The following is a 16,625-nucleotide window of genomic DNA, read 5'->3' on the forward strand; positions in this document are numbered from 1 at the left end:
TTTATTCTTTAATCCTCGATTCGCTTTCTGGCACGCTGCATTCATCAAAACACTACACAAGAGAGCTGGGCGATGAATAAATGGGGCGTGGGTTTAACATTATTGCTGGCATCGACCAGCGTTCTGGCTAAGGACATCCAGTTACTGAACGTGTCATACGACCCGACGCGTGAACTGTACGAACAATACAACAAAGCGTTTGCGGCACACTGGAAACAGGAAACCGGCGACAATGTCGTGGTTCGCCAGTCTCACGGCGGTTCTGGCAAGCAGGCGACCTCCGTCATCAACGGTATCGAAGCCGACGTGGTGACCCTGGCGCTGGCCTACGATGTTGACGCGATCGCCGAGCGTGGCCGTATCGACAAAAACTGGATCAAACGCCTGCCGGATAACTCCGCGCCATACACCTCGACCATCGTTTTCCTGGTCCGTAAAGGCAACCCGAAACAGATCCATGACTGGAATGACCTGATTAAGCCGGGCGTGTCCGTCATCACCCCTAACCCGAAAAGCTCTGGCGGCGCTCGCTGGAACTACCTGGGCGCGTGGGGCTACGCGCTGCACCACAACAATGGCGACCAGGCCAAAGCGCAGGAATTCGTGAAAGCGCTGTATAAAAACGTTGAGGTGCTGGACTCCGGCGCGCGTGGCGCCACCAATACCTTCGTCGAGCGCGGGATTGGCGACGTGCTGATCGCATGGGAAAACGAAGCCCTGCTGGCCACTAACGAGCTGGGTAAAGACAAGTTCGAAATTGTGACCCCAAGCGAATCGATTCTGGCTGAGCCGACCGTCTCTGTTGTCGATAAAGTGGTTGAGAAGAAAGACACCAAAGCGGTGGCAGAAGCCTACCTGAAGTATCTCTATTCGCCAGAAGGTCAGGAAATTGCGGCGAAAAACTTCTATCGTCCACGCGATCCGGCGGTGGCGAAGAAATACGAAAGCGTCTTCCCTAAACTGAAACTCTTCACCATTGATGATGAGTTTGGTGGCTGGACGAAAGCGCAGAAAGAGCACTTCTCTAACGGCGGCACGTTCGACCAGATCAGCCAGCGCTAACCATTAGCCAATGACACGGTAACCCGGCGTGAGAAATCCGCCGGGTTTTTTATTTGGTCATCATTTTGCGTTACTCTTTTGCCTCTATTGAAAACAGGGAACGCGTTGTGAAAAAAATTATCTTATTGCTCCTCATTGTCATCGCCCTTGCCGCTGGCGGCGTGTACTGGATGAAAGCGGGTAATCCGAATGCGTTGCGACATATCGTTCTCGACCAGTGCGTGCCGAATCAGATCCAGAATCGTAACCCGGCACCGTGTGCGCAGGTGAAAACGGATGCAGGCTATGTGGTCTTTAAAGACCGCAACGGGCCGCTGCAATATCTGCTGATGCCGACATATCGCATCAACGGCACCGAGAGCCCGCTATTGACCGAAGCGCACACGCCGAACTTTTTCTGGCTGGCCTGGCAGTCGCGCAGCTTTATGACCCTGAAGCGTGGCTCTGAAGTGCCGGACAGCGCTATTTCGCTGACGATTAACTCACCGACCGGACGCACGCAAAACCATTTCCATATCCATATCTCCTGCCTGCGCCCGGACGTGCGCGAGAAGCTCAACGCGGCGCAGGGAGATATCAGCACCCAGTGGCTACCGTTCCCGGGTGGGCTGGAAGGGCATGAGTACCTCGCACGCCGGGTGACGGAGAATGAACTGGTCCAGCGCAGTCCGTTTATGATGCTGGCGGAAGAGCTGCCGGAGGCGCGCGACCATATGGGACGCTTCGCGCTGGCGATGGCGCAGCAGTCGGATGGTTCGTTTGTTTTGCTGGCGACCGAGCGTAACCTGCTCACGCTTAACCGCGCGTCGGCAGAGGAATTGCAGGATCATCAATGCGCTATCCTGAAGTAACCCCACTATAAATCGCGTTTACTCAGGCTGCCTGTCACCGTAGACTTGCTGAAAAAATCTACAGGAGACAGGTATGTCGCTCTGGTTAACGCATCCTCTGCTGCTGCCCTCGCTGATCGTCGGCGTCACCATCGTGCTGTGGGCGACGTCGCTGTTGCCGGAATTCATCACCGCGCTGCTGTTTTTCACGGCGGCGATGACCGCCAGAATCGCCCCGCCGGAGGTGATTTTTGGCGGTTTTGCTTCCTCGGCTTTCTGGCTGGTCTTCAGCGGATTTGTGCTCGGCGTGGCGATCCGTAAAACCGGTCTGGCAGACCGGGCCGCCCGGGCGCTGTCGGCAAAGCTCACCGACTCCTGGGTATTAATGGTAGCGAGCGTGGTGCTGCTGAGCTATGCGCTGGCGTTTGTGATGCCGTCGAACATGGGACGAATTGCGCTGCTGATGCCAATTGTCGCGGCGATGGCGAAACGCGCCGGTATCGCCGACGGCTCCCGCGCCTGGTTTGGTCTGGCGCTGGCGGTAGGGTTTGGGACGTTCCAGCTTTCGGCGACGATTCTGCCCGCTAACGTGCCTAACCTGGTGATGAGCGGTGCGGCGGAAGGCTCGTACGGCATCCATCTGAACTATGTCCCGTATCTGCTGCTACACACGCCGGTGCTGGGCATTCTCAAAGGCCTGATTCTGATTGGCCTGATCTGCTGGCTTTTTCCCGGCAGCCCAAAACCGCCGAAGGAACAGGCGCCGTCTGAGCCTATGGGGCGGGACGAAAAGCGTCTTGCCTGGCTGCTGGCGGTGGTGCTGGGGATGTGGGTGACGGAGAGCTGGCACGGCGTGGGGCCCGCGTGGACGGGGCTGGCGGCGTCGATCATCGTTATGCTGCCGCGCATCGGTTTTATCACCGGGGAGGAATTTTCTGCGGGTGTGAATATGCGCACCTGTATCTACGTTGCCGGTATTCTGGGACTAGCGATCGTCGTGACGCAAACCGGTATCGGCACAGCGGTGGGCGAGGCGTTGCTCCGTATTATGCCGCTGGATGCAGACCGACCGTTCACCAGTTTCCTGGCGCTGACCGGTATTACCACCGCACTCAACTTCATTATGACCGCCAACGGCGTTCCTGCGCTGTATACCACCCTGGCGCAAAGCTTCTCGGATGCGACCGGTTTCCCGCTGCTGTCGGTGATCATGATTCAGGTGCTCGGCTATTCCACGCCGCTGCTGCCGTATCAGGCGTCGCCGATCGTGGTGGCGATGGGGCTAGGAAAGGTGCCTGCCAGGGCGGGGATGGTGCTCTGTCTGGCGCTGGCGATAGCGACGTATCTGGTGCTGCTGCCGCTGGATTATCTGTGGTTTAGCGTGTTAGGTAAGTTGTAGCGTTTTTGTAGGGCGGGTAAGCGCAAGCGCCACCCGCCACAAAGGCAATTACGCCTGTTTAGCCGCTTCTGCCGCTTTAACGATTACCGCGAAAGCGTCCGCTTTCAGGGATGCGCCGCCAACCAGCGCGCCATCGATGTCTGGCTGGGTGAACAGCTCAGCAGCGTTAGATGCGTTTACGGAACCGCCGTACTGAATGATCACTTGCTCTGCGACCTTCGCGTCGGCTTTAGCAATGTGGTCACGAATGAATTTGTGAACCGCCTGAGCCTGCGCAGGAGTGGCTGATTTGCCGGTACCGATCGCCCAGACTGGCTCGTATGCGATTACCGCGCCTTCGAACGCTGCCGCGCCCTGGGTTTTCAGCACGGCGTCGATCTGACGTGCGCACACTTCTTCGGTTTTACCCGCTTCGTTTTCCGCTTCGGTTTCACCGATGCACAGAACCGGGATCAGACCCTGCTCTTTCAGCACGGCGAACTTCTTCGCGATGAACTCGTCGGATTCTTTGTGATAGGTGCGACGCTCGGAGTGGCCGATGATGATGTATTTCGCACCGATATCTTTTAGCATTTCAGCGGAGGTTTCACCGGTGAACGCGCCAGACAGGTTAACGTCAACGTTCTGCGCGCCCAGAATGATGTGGCTGCCGTCAGCGGCGCGTTTAGCCAGATCCAGATACATATCCGGCGGAGCGATAGCAACCGCGCAGCCCGTCACGCCAGCCAGCTCTTTACGCAGGTTCGCAACCAGTTCGTTTACCATGTGGCGGCTGCCGTTCAGTTTCCAGTTACCCATCACTAAAGGATGTCGCATTTCAATTCTCCACGCTCAATAAGCGAATTAAGGAATATGGCCACCCTGTCGGGCAGCATGGTCTGTGAATCAGTATAGAGATTTTCCCTCGAAAGGCTTTGCTTTTTGTCATTAATTCGCCCCGCCGAGGGTGTCAGATAGTGCCAGCTTAATCGGTTCAACAGCGAAGGTCAGTCCTTTTTCGCCGTTGTCCGCCACAACATAGCGGATCGCGCCTTCGGTATCGGCGTAGTAACGCTTGTTTTTCCCGGCGGTAAGGAGTTTTTGCAGCTTTTGCTGACTTTGCTTTTTCGTCAGCGCAGGCGTAAACGCCTGCAATACCGCGCTCATGTACTCCAGCGCTTTCGCCTTCGCGGCTTTCTGCTCTGGGCCCTGTATTGGCAGCCAGGTGATTTGCATGCTTTTGATTTTTAACGTCCCGCGCTCCAGCGCCGTGGAGGCATACAAATTCTCGTTAATCTTGCTTGCTGCACGGGTCAGGGTAGGCGTGTCGCGGGGGCCATCAATGGCACGAAACTCATCCAGCGGCAGCGTGGGATTGGCCTGATTGAAGGCTTCACGAAACTGGCTGATGGACTGATCGAATGACGGTGCGCCCGCCAGCAGATACGGTGCGGTGGTCGGGGCTGTGGTTTCGGCGGCGTGCAGGGTAAAGCCCGCGCTGAGCAGCGCTAAACACAGGAAAAGAGAATGTGCCGAACTTTTCATCAACATTGCCCCTGGCCGTAAGTGCTCATGATTAAAACGATATCTGGTCGGCTTGTCAAAAGGTCACAACTCCAGGGTAAAATGCGCGCGATATGATAATAAGGAACCTTACATGACCATACAGCAGTGGCTGTTTTCATTCAAAGGGCGTATTGGACGCCGTGATTTCTGGATCTGGATGGTGACGTGGGTTGTCGCCATGCTGCTTCTGTTTTTCGTTGCCTATAACGCATGGCTAAGCACGCAAACGGCGGCATTTGCCCTGGTCTGTTTGCTGTGGCCAACGGCGGCTGTCGTCGTGAAACGCCTGCACGATCGCGGTCGTTCCGGCGCGTGGGCATTTCTGATTATTCTGGCGTGGATGCTGGTGGCGGGAAACTGGGCGATGCTGCCGTCCATTCTGCCGTGGGTTGTGGGCAGGCTGCTGCCGTCGGTCATCTTCGTGATGATGATTGTCGATCTGGGCGCGTTTATTGGCACCCAGAGCGAAAACAAATACGGTAAAGACACCGTTGAGGTGAAATACCGCTGATCACCAGTAGTGTTCGGCGGTCATATGGCCTGGCCGGCGGCGAAGATGTTTCGTCATCTGCCGGGTATCCTTCAGAAGCTGCTGCGTGTCCCGTACCATCTGCGGGTTGCCACACAGCATGACGTGGCTGGTTTCAGCGTTCAGCGGCAAACCCACCGCCTCTTCCAGGGCACCACTCTCAATAAGCGCCGGCACGCGGCCGGTCAGCGTTCCTGCTACGGTTTCGCGGCTGACCACCGTCTGAATCTTTAACTTTCCGCCGTACTGCTGCTCCAGCGCCTGCATCTGCGGCAGGTAGCTCAGATCTGCAGCGTAGCGCGCGGCGTGCACCAGCACGATGTTTTTAAAGCGCTCGAGGTCTTTGCCGTACTGCAAAATAGAGAGATAAGGACCGATGGCCGTGCCGGTTGCCAGCATCCAGAGCGTGTCACAATCCGGGATCTCTTCGAGCACAAAGAAGCCTGCTGCTTCACTCACGATCTGCACCTCGTCGCCGGGCTTTAGGGCGGCAAGGCGCGGGCTGAGTTTACCGTCAGGAACGGTGACCAGATAGAACTCGAGATCCGGGTTATCAGGCGCGTTAACGTAAGAGTAGGCGCGCTGCACGCGCTCGCCGTCGACATCCAGCCCCAGCTTGGCGAATTGCCCGGCTTTAAACGGGTGGACGGGAGCATGGACGGTGAGACTAAATAGCGCATCGGTCCAGAACTCTATTTTCGTGACTTTACCTGTTACCCAGTCCGCCATGATCTTCTCCTGTGCTGTTTCTCTGTTCTATCTTCCGTACTTAACGGGGAGATTTCCAGCCCATTTGGGCCGGAAAGCTCTATCGATCAAACGGTTTTACAGAATGTGCGTCTGTACGTCCGGGTCTTTGCGGTCGAGATAGTGGATAGACTGGATGCGGCGAATGGTGCGCGATTTGCCGCGGATCAGCAGCGTTTCGGTGGTCGCCATATTGCCCTTGCGGGTGATGCCGTCCAGCAGATCCCCTTTGGTGATACCTGTCGCCGAGAAGACCACGTTATCGCTACGGGCCATATCATGTAGCGCCAGCACTTTGTTGGCCTCGATACCCATCGCTTCGCAGCGTGCCAGCTCGTTTTCCCCGATACGGCGGTTTTCTTCGCTGTCACCTTTCACCTCGTGGCGGGGCAGCAGACGAGCCTGCATATCGCCGTCCAGCGCGCGGATCACTGCCGCAGAGACTACGCCTTCCGGCGCGCCGCCAATGCCGTACAGCACGTCCACTTCGCTGTCCGGCATGCAGGTCAGGATCGAGGCGGCAACGTCACCATCCGGAATGGCAAACACGCGCACGCCGAGCTTTTGCATCTGCGCGATAGTGGCGTCGTGGCGCGGTTTGGCCAGAATAGTTACGGTGAGTTCGCTAAGGGGTTTGCCCAGGGCTTTGGCGATGTTGTGCAGGTTCTCTTCCAGCGGCAGGCTGAGGTCGATTGCGCCTTTTGCGGCAGGACCGACAATCAGCTTTTCCATGTACATGTCCGGCGCGTTGAGGAAGCAGCCCTTATCGCCCACGGCCAGCACCGCCAGGGCGTTGGCCTGACCCATCGCCGTCATGCGCGTACCTTCGATCGGGTCGACGGCGATATCCACAGCATCACCTTTGCCGGTACCGACTTTTTCACCGATATAGAGCATTGGCGCTTCGTCGATCTCGCCTTCGCCGATCACGATAGTGCCGTCGATGTTGACCTGGTTAAGGACAATGCGCATGGCATGGACGGCTGCGCCGTCGGCGGTATTTTTGTCACCACGACCCAGCCATTTATAGCCTGCAAGGGCGGCCGCTTCGGTGACGCGGGAAAACTCGATAGCAAGTTCACGTTTCATGAGGTACTCGTGCAATCAAAAGGAATTGCACGAAGTTTATCACAGAGTGGGGAGGGGCGAGGGGACCGGTGCGGTCGGAGCCCCTCACCCTAACCCTCTCCCCAGGGGAGAGGGAATATAGGTTTACTCGTCGTGCTCTTCCCACGCCAGGGCGCGTTTGACCGCTTTCTTCCAGCCGCTGTAGCGGAAGTTACGCTCAGTGGTTTCGATGCCCGGACGGAATTCGCGTTCGATCACCGCTTTTTCCTGCAGCTCGTCCAGGTTCTGCCAGAAGCCGACTGCCAGACCGGCAAGGTACGCCGCGCCCAGCGCCGTGACTTCACGCACTTCAGGACGCTCAACGCGGGTGCCCAGAATGTCGGACTGGAACTGCATCAGGAAGTTATTCGCGACCGCACCGCCGTCTACGCGCAGGGCGTGCAGACGAATGCCGGAGTCCGCCTGCATCGCTTCCAGCACGTCGCGCGTCTGGTAGGCGATGGATTCCAGGGTGGCGCGAATAATGTGGTTAGAGTTCACACCGCGCGTCAGACCGAAAATCGCGCCGCGTGCATACGGGTCCCAGTATGGTGCGCCCAGACCGGTGAACGCAGGCACCACGTACACGCCGTTGGTGTCTTTCACTTTGGTCGCGAAGTACTCGGAGTCGAACGCATCGCTGATCAGCTTCATCTCGTCACGCAGCCACTGAATAGACGCGCCGGCCATGAACACCGCACCTTCCAGGGCATAGTTCACTTCGCCGCGCGGGCCGCAGGCGATGGTAGTCAGCAGACCGTTTTCTGATTTCACCGCTTTCTCGCCGGTGTTCATCAGCATAAAGCAGCCGGTGCCGTAGGTGTTCTTCGCCATCCCTTCTTTGACGCACAGCTGGCCGAACAGCGCCGCCTGCTGGTCACCGGCGATACCGGCGATAGGAATACGGGTGCCGCCTTTACCGCCAATGTTGGTCTGGCCGTAAACCTCAGAAGACTTGCGCACTTCAGGCAGCATCGCGCGTGGGATATCCAGCGCGTCCAGCATCTTGTCATCCCACTCCAGGGTGTTGATGTTGAACAGCATGGTACGCGAGGCGTTGGTGTAGTCGGTGACGTGAACGCGTCCCTGGGTCATCTTCCAGATAAGCCAGGTATCAACGGTACCGAACAGCAGCTCGCCGCGCTTTGCACGCTCACGTGAACCTTCCACATGGTCGAGGATCCATTTCACTTTGGTGCCGGAGAAATACGGGTCAACCACCAGGCCGGTGGCGCTGCGCACGTACTCTTCCATACCGTCGCGCTTCAGCTGTTCGCAAATCTCAGAGGTACGGCGGCACTGCCAGACGATGGCGTTGTAAATAGGCTTACCGGTTTCACGTTCCCAGACAATGGTCGTTTCACGCTGGTTAGTGATACCAATCGCGGCAATCTCGTCGGAACTGATATCGGCTTTCGCCAGCACTTCGACCAGCGTGGAGCTTTGTGACGCCCAGATCTCCATTGGGTCGTGTTCTACCCAGCCTGGACGAGGGTAAATTTGCTCAAATTCGCGCTGTGACACGCTGACGATGTTCGCGTCATGATCCATTACGACAGCGCGGGAGCTGGTAGTGCCCTGGTCGAGCGCAACGATATATTTTTTTTCGGTCATGGTATGTGTCCCGTAGTCAGATTACAGCGAAGCTTTTTGTTGTGCGGTAGAAGTCGTTTCCTTCTCCTCTTCCACACAGGTGTCGCACGGTAAGTGGCGACCAATTAATTTGCGGTAGCTGAACGCACCCAGCGCAGCCCCGACAACCGGCGCAAACAGCGGTACCAGGAAGTAAGGAATGTCTTTGCCACCGGTGAAGGCGACGTCGCCCCAGCCTGCGATAAAGGCGAACGCTTTAGGTCCGATATCACGCGCCGGGTTCATCGCGAAGCCGGTCAGCGGGCCCATGGAGGCACCAATCACCGCAATCAGCAGGCCAATCAGCAGTGGGGCCAGCGGGCCGCGCGGAATGCCGTTTCCGTCGTCGGTCAGCGCCAGGATAACGCCCATCAGAATAGCGGTAATCACCATTTCAACTGCGAACGCCTGCACAAAATTGATATGCGGGTTTGGATAGGTTGAGAAGATGCCTGCCAGATCCAGACTTTCGACGCTGCCGCGTACCATATGATGCGTCTGTTCGAAGTCGATGAAAAGATTGTAATAAAGCCCGTAAACTAACGCCGCTGCGCAAAACGCGCCGGCAAACTGAGAAAGAATGAAAGGAACTACTTTGCGTCCGTCGAAGCACGCGAACAGCCACAGTGCGATAGTCACCGCCGGGTTAAGATGTGCGCCAGAGACCCCTGCAGTCAGGTAGATGGCCATCGCCACGCCCAGACCCCAGATGATACTGATTTCCCACTGACCAAAACTGGCACCCGCCACTTTCAGTGCAGCGACACAGCCCACTCCGAAGAATATCAACAACCCGGTACCAAGGAACTCGGCAATGCACTGGCCTTTTAAGGTTGATGTCTGACTCATAATCGGAATCCTGAAGAAATTGATGTTTATTGTTAGCATGGCCGCCCGTGACAGCCACGATGCCCTGTAGACATAGTGTTAATTTATCGTTAACGAGCAAAAACGAGAAATATCGAAATCAAAATGTGTGGTCTGCGTCAATAAAATGAGCGTTTTCGCGCCATAAAGCACATTTTTGCAGCAGTGCAGGATCGGTACAGGAATGTGAGCTGAATCATTTCATTAACGAATCAGTTAACAATTTAGGGGGATATGACGCGAACGCACCAGGACCAGACCTAAAAGTGTTGCAAACCGCGATCTGCGCGGTGTGTCGCTGGACACAGAGCGCCGCGCTCCATACAATCGACGGTATATGTCGTGCGCGTTTATGTTAAAGCGTCGCCTTGCAATTCAGGAGAGGTAGCATCATGTCTTTAGAAGTGTTTGAGAAACTGGAATCGAAAGTACAGCAGGCGATTGACACCATCACCCTGCTGCAGATGGAAATTGAAGAGCTGAAAGAGAAGAACAACAGCCTTGCGCAGGAAGTACAGAACGCGCAGCACAGCCGCGAAGAACTGGAGCGCGAAAACAACCAGCTGCGTGAACAGCAGAACGGCTGGCAGGATCGCCTGCAGGCGCTGCTGGGACGTATGGAAGAAGTCTGATTCCCATTGGGATGAACTGAACAGGCCGGGTAAGGCGATGCCGCTACCCGGCTTTTTTTATGCCAGTTATAAAAAAGGCCGCCAGAGGCGGCCTTAACGCTACTTGTCCTGCGCTGTCATAGCAAAAGCAACGAACACATTCGGTTCATCACTCTTTACAACGAGTACGCTGGCGACAATGAACGCGATACATAAATAGCGTTTCATTATGCGGTCCCTGCAGCTAACCGCTCCACCGTTCACCACCGGTGATAAGTCGGTGGACACAAGCCCGGTTAAAGGTTGCTTTACGGTTGTGATTACACCTTTCCCTGGACCGATGTCCATGTGCGAGATGGCGGAAAGGGACGATGCATCATAATGAGCAGCAGCAGCGTAGTTAAGGTTTTCATAGATAATTAGGAATTTATAAAGGGTCGATGGGGTTACCTGAGATTTGAACCAGGGTAAGATAAAAATCCTGGTTAAAGGTTGCAAAACTTCCCAACGGACCGCGAATCCCGAGGGACAAAAAAACCGCCACATTGCTGTTGGCGGTTTTTTTATGGTCCACGCTTACGGTTTTATTACTCGATATCCAGCGGATCTTCGGAAAGGATAATGCCGGTATTATCGGCGTAGAGATGGTCGCCGGAGAAGAAGGTCACGCCGCCGAAATTGACGCGCACGTCGCTTTCGCCGATACCGTCACCCGCCGCCCCTACCGGTATGGCCGCGATGGCCTGAATCCCGATATCCAGGTCTTCCAGATCGTCCACCTGACGCACGGAACCGTACACCACAAGGCCTTCCCACTCGTTCTGCACGGCAATACCGGCCAGCTCAGCATCAATCAATGCGCGCCGTACGGAACCGCCGCCATCGACCACCAGTACGCGGCCGCGGCCGTTCTGTTCGAGCAGATCGTACAACAACCCGTTATCCTCGAAACATTTCACCGTGACGATCTGTCCGCCAAACGACGACCGCCCACCAAAGTTGGAGAACAGCGGTTCAACGACGTTGACATCTTCCTGGTAGATGTCACAAAGCTCGGAGGTATCGTATTTCATAGGTTTAACGCTCAGTTGCTGCGAATGTGTTCAGTATATCGTGCGAAATGCGTTGTTGGCAAAATCATCAATTGTTAATTGATATTTGTCAGCTAACTGAGCGTCTGGCTTAAGACGATCCCGATGACGAACAACAGGTTAGTCAGCAGCGCGCCTTTTACCGTGCGTTCCAGCATCGGCGGCATGGCGGCCGGGCTACGTTCACGCATCACAAAACGGGCCTGCTTAATTAGCAGCGGCGCGGCAAGCACAAACAGCCAGCCCCACAGACTGTGCAGGGAAATCAGGTTAAACAGCGCCAGGCAGACCAGGGCCCCCATCAGCAGGCAGGCATGGTAGCGACGCGCATTCACTGGCCCCAGACGGACCGCCAGGGTGTTTTTACCGTTCTCCCGGTCGCTGTCGATGTCGCGCAGGTTGTTGATGTTGAGCACCGCTGTCGCCAGCAGACCGCAGGCGGTCGCAGGCAGGAACAGGGCAGGGATTATCGTATGCGCCTGTAAGTACCAGCTTCCCATGACGCTCAGCCAGCCGAAGAACACCAGTACGGAGATATCACCGAGCCCAATATAACCGTAAGGTCGCGTGCCGACGGTGTAGGTGATGGCCGCGATAATGGCCAATAAGCCCAGCACCAGGAAGCCAATAAAATCGCTGGGGGTCTTAGACGCCACTGTCACCAGCGCCAGACCCGATAGACAGATCAGCACCACGGTGATAATCAGCGCGCGCTTCATCTGCGCCTGGGTAATTACCCCTTTCTGCATTCCTCGCAGTGGCCCTATGCGGTCCGGCTTGTCGCTGCCTTTTACCGCGTCGCCGTAGTCGTTGGCGAGGTTGGAGAGGATTTGCAGCAGGCCGGCGGTAATCAATGCCAGCGCGGCGACCAGCGGATCGAAATAACCCTGCCACCAGGCAAGCGCCGTACCGACGATAATCGCGGCGAAGGCCAGAGGAAGTGTTTTAGGGCGCAGACTTTCGAGCCACGCCTGCGTACGGCTGATGTCAGTCATAAGTATTTAGCCAATAAAAATGGGGGCATTAGCCCCCATTAAACGTGATGAGAATCCAGTAACCGCGATTATAGGATAAAACGGCTCAGATCTTCATCTGCCACTAACGCATCCAGATGTTTACTCACATATTCTGCGTCAATGGTAACGGTTTGACCGTTCAGGTCGCTCGCGTCGTAAGAGATATCTTCCACCAGGCGTTCCAGCACGGTATGGAGACGACGCGCACCAATGTTTTCGGTGGTTTCGTTAACCTGCCATGCGGCCTGGGCAATACGTTTGATACCGTCTTCGGTGAACTCGAGGTTCACGCCTTCGGTCGCCATCAGCGCTTTGTACTGTACGGTAGCAGAGGCGTTTGGCTCGGTCAGGATACGTTCGAAGTCTTCGGTAGTCAGCGCCTGCAGCTCAACGCGGATAGGCAGACGGCCCTGCAGTTCCGGGATCAGATCCGACGGGCTGGCAACCTGGAAGGCACCTGATGCGATAAACAGGATGTGGTCCGTTTTCACCATGCCGTGCTTGGTGGAGACGGTGCAGCCTTCTACCAGCGGCAGCAGGTCGCGCTGAACGCCTTCGCGGGACACGTCCGGGCCGGAGCTGTTGCCGCCGCGCTTACAAATTTTGTCGATTTCGTCGATAAACACGATGCCGTGCTGCTCAACCGCGTCGATAGCGTCCTGCTTCAGCTCTTCCGGATTCACCAGCTTCGCCGCTTCTTCTTCAATCAGCAGCTTCATCGCGTCTTTGATTTTCAGCTTACGCGTTTTTTGCTTCTGACCGCCCAGGTTCTGGAACATGGACTGCAGCTGGCTGGTCATCTCTTCCATGCCCGGAGGCGCCATGATTTCCACACCCATTGGCGCGGCAGCGAGATCGATCTCAATCTCTTTATCATCCAGCTGGCCTTCACGCAGCTTTTTGCGGAACGCCTGACGCGCAGCGGACGGTTCTGCCTGCTGTTCAGCCTGACCCCAGTTGTTTTTTGCCGGTGGGATCAGCACGTCGAGAATGCGCTCTTCGGCCATCTCTTCCGCGCGATAGCGGTTTTTCTCAATCGCCTGGACGCGCACCATTTTGATCGCCGAGTCGGTCAGATCGCGGATGATGGAGTCCACTTCTTTGCCCACATAGCCCACTTCGGTGAACTTGGTGGCTTCAACTTTGATGAACGGCGCGTTAGCCAGCTTCGCCAGACGACGGGCGATTTCGGTTTTACCGACGCCGGTCGGGCCGATCATCAGAATGTTTTTCGGCGTAACTTCGTGGCGCAGCTCTTCGTCAAGCTGCATACGACGCCAGCGGTTACGCAGGGCGATAGCCACGGAGCGCTTGGCGTTATCCTGGCCGATAATGTGTTTGTTCAGTTCGCTGACAATTTCGCGTGGGGTCATTTCAGACATGGGAGATCCTTACGCTTTGGAGGTCAATTCTTCGATGGTGTGGTTGTGGTTGGTATAGATGCAGATATCACCCGCAATATCCAACGCCTTCACCGCGATATCACGCGCGTTCATGTCGGTATTTTCCAACAGCGCGCGGGCAGCAGCCTGGGCATAAGGGCCGCCAGAGCCGATGGCAATCAGGTCATTTTCCGGCTGAATCACGTCACCGTTACCGGTGATGATAAGCGATGCGGTCTCATCGGCGACCGCCAGCAGCGCTTCGAGCTTGCGCAGCATGCGGTCGGTACGCCAGTCTTTCGCCAGCTCAACGGCGGCTTTCACCAGATGACCCTGGTGCATTTCCAGTTTACGTTCAAACAGTTCAAACAGCGTGAAGGCATCCGCCGTGCCGCCTGCAAAGCCGGCGATCACTTTGTCGTTGTAAAGACGACGCACTTTCTTCACGTTGCCTTTCATGACGGTATTACCCAGCGTGGCCTGGCCATCACCGGCGATTACCACATGGCCGTTAAGGCGTACACTTACTATTGTTGTCACGAGCAGACCCCCTGGTTACAGAATCGGGAAACAGAAGCCCTGAGCCTGTGCTCAGGGCTGAATTAAATGATAGATGGGGGGGATTTTGGGGGTTTCAACCCCCGGAGGCGAGTCGAATGCAGTTTGTGTGACCGGCGATTTTCAAACGAGAAAGGGTGCCATCGGCATTTTCTTTGCCTTTGACCGGACCAATCACCACGCGATTCCAGCCGTTATTGGTGGTAATACGCGAATCAAACCCTTCAAAGGCCAGCTGCGCGCGTACCGTTTCCGCCTGCTCCGCACCTTTGAACGAACCGCACTGTACCATCCAGCGACGTTCGTCTTTTTTCTCCGCCGTCTGCTTCGGCGCTTCGGTCTCTTTCGTTACCGGCGCGGCCTGCTGCGTTTTCGGCTGCTGGGCGGTGGTATGGGCTGGCGTCTGGAGCAGATCCTGATACGGCTGAGCCGCCTGCTTCTGCGGCTGCGTTTTAGGCTGCTGCTGGACAGGCTGAGACTGCACCGTACGCGTTGGCTGCTGATACGGCTGTTCCGTGACCCGCGGCTGTGCCTTAGGCTGCTGTACAGGCTGAGTTTGCGCCCACTGCTGTTGCTGCTGAATCTGCTGTTGTGCCTGGCGACGCTGCAGCGTTTGCTGACGCTGTTCCGGCGTCTGCTCATTCCACGGCACTTCGTTCAGCTGCGTAGGCTGCTGGCGCATATCGGCCTGCATTTGTGCCAGCAGCTGACGCTGCTCATCCGTCAGCTGATTCGCATTCTGCACTTCACCACCCGCAGAAGGTTCGGTTGGCGCACGCACCCCAGGCTGACGGCTTTCCAGCTCTTTGATATAGCGCCAGCGCTCTTCAGGCTTCGGAGGGAGGCCATTTCCGGCGACTTTACTGGCCTGAAGCGCCTCTGACTCTTCTTTTTTATGGTGCGTGATAAAGTACAGGCCACCAATAAAGGCGACGACTACAGCCGCAGCAATAGCGACCATTGCTGGCGAGACAGCAGGCAGGTTACGTTGCTTTTTTCTTGAGCTACTCTTTTTGCGTCGCGAAGGTGCCGGCTGGCCGCGACGTACATAATCTCGTTGTGCCACTATCGTTTCGCTGTATTTATTCGTTCGTCAGTCCGCCATGTTACTTAAGCGGCGGGGCTTTGACCAGATAAGGGTATCCGAAAGACGTTTACTTTAAGTCAATGCCTGGGTCGTGCCGCGGACGATCAGTTCGCAGTCCAGCAACCGTGAGCCGCTGCTAACTGTTTGACCGTGAAGCTGATCCAGCAGAAGCAGCATCGCTTCGCGGCCGATTTGGTAGCGCGGCTGAGCGACCGTTGAGAGCGGCGGATCGCAAAATTCCGAAAGCGAAATATTATCAAATCCGATGATGGATAAATCTTTCGGTATGCGAAGACCGCGGCGTTTGGCATACGATAATGCGCCCAGTGCCATCACGTCGCTGTGACAAAATACGGCGGTTGGCGGCTCAGGCAGATCCAGAAGTTTCTCCAGCGCCTGTCCGCCGGCAGCGAAGGTAAAATCACCGCGTGCAATGTAGTGCGGATCGACGGTGACGCCGGTCCGGCGCAGCGCCTGAACGTAGCCCTGCAAACGGTAGTGACACAGCGGCATCTCTTCCGGCCCGGCGATGCAGCCAATACGCTTATGCCCCAGCTCCTGGAGATAGTTTACGGCGTTGAACGCGGCGGTGAGGTTATCGATATGGACCGTCGGCAGCTCCAGCTCCGGCGCAAACTCGTTGGCCATGACCATCGGCGGTAAATTACGCTGCTCTTCGATACTGGCATCAAACGGCAGGCGAGAGCCAAGCAGCAGCATGCCGTCGATCTGCTTGGTGATGATGAGGTCAATGAAGGTTTTTTCCTGCTGGTTCTGGTGGGCACAGTCGCCAATCAGCACCAGGTACCCCTGTTCCGCCGCGGTGACTTCAATACCGCGGATAATCTCGCTAAAGAAAGGGTCACAGATGTCCGGCACAATTACCAGGATGGTGCGCGACTCGTTGCGTTTGACGTTACGCCCCATTGCCTGCGGAAAATAGCCCACTTCAAGCGCAGCCTGCTCCACCCGGTTACGGGTCGCCTGGGAGACTTTATCCGGGTTCATTAATGCGCGGGATACTGTTGCCGTAGAGACCTGTGCTTTCTGGGCAACGTCTTTCATGGTCGCAGTCGCAACCTCTTTCCTGGACTTCAACGTCTTCTCCTCGCCTGAACACCGAACTTCTGACATCACCATTTTTACAGATAGTTAATGGAAT

Annotated in this window: 17 protein-coding genes; 5 read left to right on the plus strand and 12 right to left on the minus strand. The window is 56.2% G+C overall.

Annotated elements, in window-relative coordinates:
• Nucleotides 1-72 precede the first annotated feature (72 nt).
• From CWR52_RS12950 to CWR52_RS12960, 3 genes are all read left to right on the plus strand, one after another.
• A complete protein-coding gene (locus CWR52_RS12950) occupies nucleotides 73-1,062 on the plus strand; it encodes a sulfate ABC transporter substrate-binding protein (protein ID WP_024909198.1) in 990 nt (329 codons plus the stop codon).
• A 107-nt stretch (nucleotides 1,063-1,169) separates the two neighbouring features.
• Nucleotides 1,170-1,913, plus strand: a complete 744-nt coding sequence (locus CWR52_RS12955; protein WP_104950921.1) for a CDP-diacylglycerol diphosphatase — start codon at nucleotides 1,170-1,172, stop codon at nucleotides 1,911-1,913.
• Nucleotides 1,914-1,986: 73 nt separating this feature from the next.
• A complete protein-coding gene (locus CWR52_RS12960; RefSeq protein ID WP_104949854.1) occupies nucleotides 1,987-3,291 on the plus strand; it encodes an SLC13 family permease in 1,305 nt (434 codons plus the stop codon).
• A 48-nt stretch (nucleotides 3,292-3,339) separates the two neighbouring features.
• Here the strand turns inward: CWR52_RS12960 and tpiA are convergent, their stop codons facing one another.
• Both tpiA and CWR52_RS12970 read right to left on the minus strand, forming a co-directional pair.
• A complete protein-coding gene (gene tpiA, locus CWR52_RS12965; protein ID WP_003862019.1) occupies nucleotides 3,340-4,107 on the minus strand; it encodes a triose-phosphate isomerase in 768 nt (255 codons plus the stop codon).
• A 111-nt stretch (nucleotides 4,108-4,218) separates the two neighbouring features.
• Entirely contained in the window at nucleotides 4,219-4,815 is a 597-nt protein-coding gene (locus tag CWR52_RS12970; RefSeq protein WP_021242806.1) for a DUF1454 family protein, read from the minus strand.
• A 112-nt stretch (nucleotides 4,816-4,927) separates the two neighbouring features.
• Here CWR52_RS12970 and CWR52_RS12975 point away from each other — a divergent pair, with 112 nt between their 5' ends.
• Nucleotides 4,928-5,347: a DUF805 domain-containing protein gene (locus CWR52_RS12975; RefSeq protein ID WP_023293600.1), complete on the plus strand. Its 420-nt coding sequence runs from the start codon at nucleotides 4,928-4,930 to the stop codon at nucleotides 5,345-5,347.
• On the opposite strand, the gene fpr is transcribed toward CWR52_RS12975, so the two are convergent.
• The 4 genes from fpr to CWR52_RS12995 all read right to left on the minus strand — a co-directional run bounded on the left by fpr (nucleotide 5,348) and on the right by CWR52_RS12995 (nucleotide 9,700).
• Nucleotides 5,348-6,094 carry a ferredoxin--NADP(+) reductase gene (fpr, locus tag CWR52_RS12980; protein WP_104949855.1) on the minus strand — a complete coding sequence of 249 codons (747 nt, stop codon included), beginning with the start codon at nucleotides 6,092-6,094 and terminating at the stop codon, nucleotides 5,348-5,350.
• Between the two features lie 96 nt (nucleotides 6,095-6,190).
• Nucleotides 6,191-7,201, minus strand: coding sequence for a class II fructose-bisphosphatase (gene glpX, locus CWR52_RS12985; protein ID WP_104949856.1), 1,011 nt, complete (start codon nucleotides 7,199-7,201; stop codon nucleotides 6,191-6,193).
• 123 nt (nucleotides 7,202-7,324) lie between these two features.
• Entirely contained in the window at nucleotides 7,325-8,833 is a 1,509-nt protein-coding gene (gene glpK, locus CWR52_RS12990; RefSeq protein WP_014885706.1) for a glycerol kinase GlpK, read from the minus strand.
• Nucleotides 8,834-8,854: 21 nt separating this feature from the next.
• Nucleotides 8,855-9,700 (minus strand): MIP/aquaporin family protein, encoded by an 846-nt coding sequence (locus CWR52_RS12995; RefSeq protein ID WP_014885705.1) that lies wholly within the window; start codon nucleotides 9,698-9,700, stop codon nucleotides 8,855-8,857.
• 410 nt (nucleotides 9,701-10,110) lie between these two features.
• Here CWR52_RS12995 and zapB point away from each other — a divergent pair, with 410 nt between their 5' ends.
• Entirely contained in the window at nucleotides 10,111-10,350 is a 240-nt protein-coding gene (gene zapB / locus CWR52_RS13000) for a septal ring assembly protein ZapB (protein ID WP_008501806.1), read from the plus strand.
• A gap of 566 nt (nucleotides 10,351-10,916) precedes the next feature.
• Here the strand turns inward: zapB and rraA are convergent.
• From rraA to cytR, 6 genes are all read right to left on the minus strand, one after another.
• Nucleotides 10,917-11,402 (minus strand): ribonuclease E activity regulator RraA, encoded by a 486-nt coding sequence (gene rraA, locus CWR52_RS13005; protein WP_023309687.1) that lies wholly within the window; start codon nucleotides 11,400-11,402, stop codon nucleotides 10,917-10,919.
• 92 nt (nucleotides 11,403-11,494) lie between these two features.
• Nucleotides 11,495-12,415, minus strand: a complete 921-nt coding sequence (menA, locus tag CWR52_RS13010) for a 1,4-dihydroxy-2-naphthoate polyprenyltransferase (protein WP_104949858.1) — start codon at nucleotides 12,413-12,415, stop codon at nucleotides 11,495-11,497.
• A gap of 68 nt (nucleotides 12,416-12,483) precedes the next feature.
• The gene (gene hslU, locus CWR52_RS13015) at nucleotides 12,484-13,818 is read right to left on the minus strand and encodes an HslU--HslV peptidase ATPase subunit (RefSeq protein ID WP_008501803.1); all 1,335 of its coding nucleotides are present in this window, start codon (nucleotides 13,816-13,818) and stop codon (nucleotides 12,484-12,486) included.
• A 9-nt stretch (nucleotides 13,819-13,827) separates the two neighbouring features.
• Entirely contained in the window at nucleotides 13,828-14,358 is a 531-nt protein-coding gene (gene hslV / locus CWR52_RS13020) for an ATP-dependent protease subunit HslV (RefSeq protein WP_104949859.1), read from the minus strand.
• Nucleotides 14,359-14,452: 94 nt separating this feature from the next.
• On the minus strand, nucleotides 14,453-15,442 hold the full coding sequence (gene ftsN / locus CWR52_RS13025) for a cell division protein FtsN (RefSeq protein WP_032635441.1): 990 nt from the start codon (nucleotides 15,440-15,442) through the stop codon (nucleotides 14,453-14,455).
• A gap of 93 nt (nucleotides 15,443-15,535) precedes the next feature.
• A complete protein-coding gene (gene cytR / locus CWR52_RS13030) occupies nucleotides 15,536-16,561 on the minus strand; it encodes a DNA-binding transcriptional regulator CytR (protein ID WP_021242811.1) in 1,026 nt (341 codons plus the stop codon).
• Between the last annotated feature and the right edge of the window lie 64 nt (nucleotides 16,562-16,625).

Origin of the sequence: Enterobacter sp. SGAir0187 (genome assembly GCF_002952735.2) — a bacterium.
Lineage (GTDB): Bacteria > Pseudomonadota > Gammaproteobacteria > Enterobacterales > Enterobacteriaceae > Enterobacter > Enterobacter quasiroggenkampii.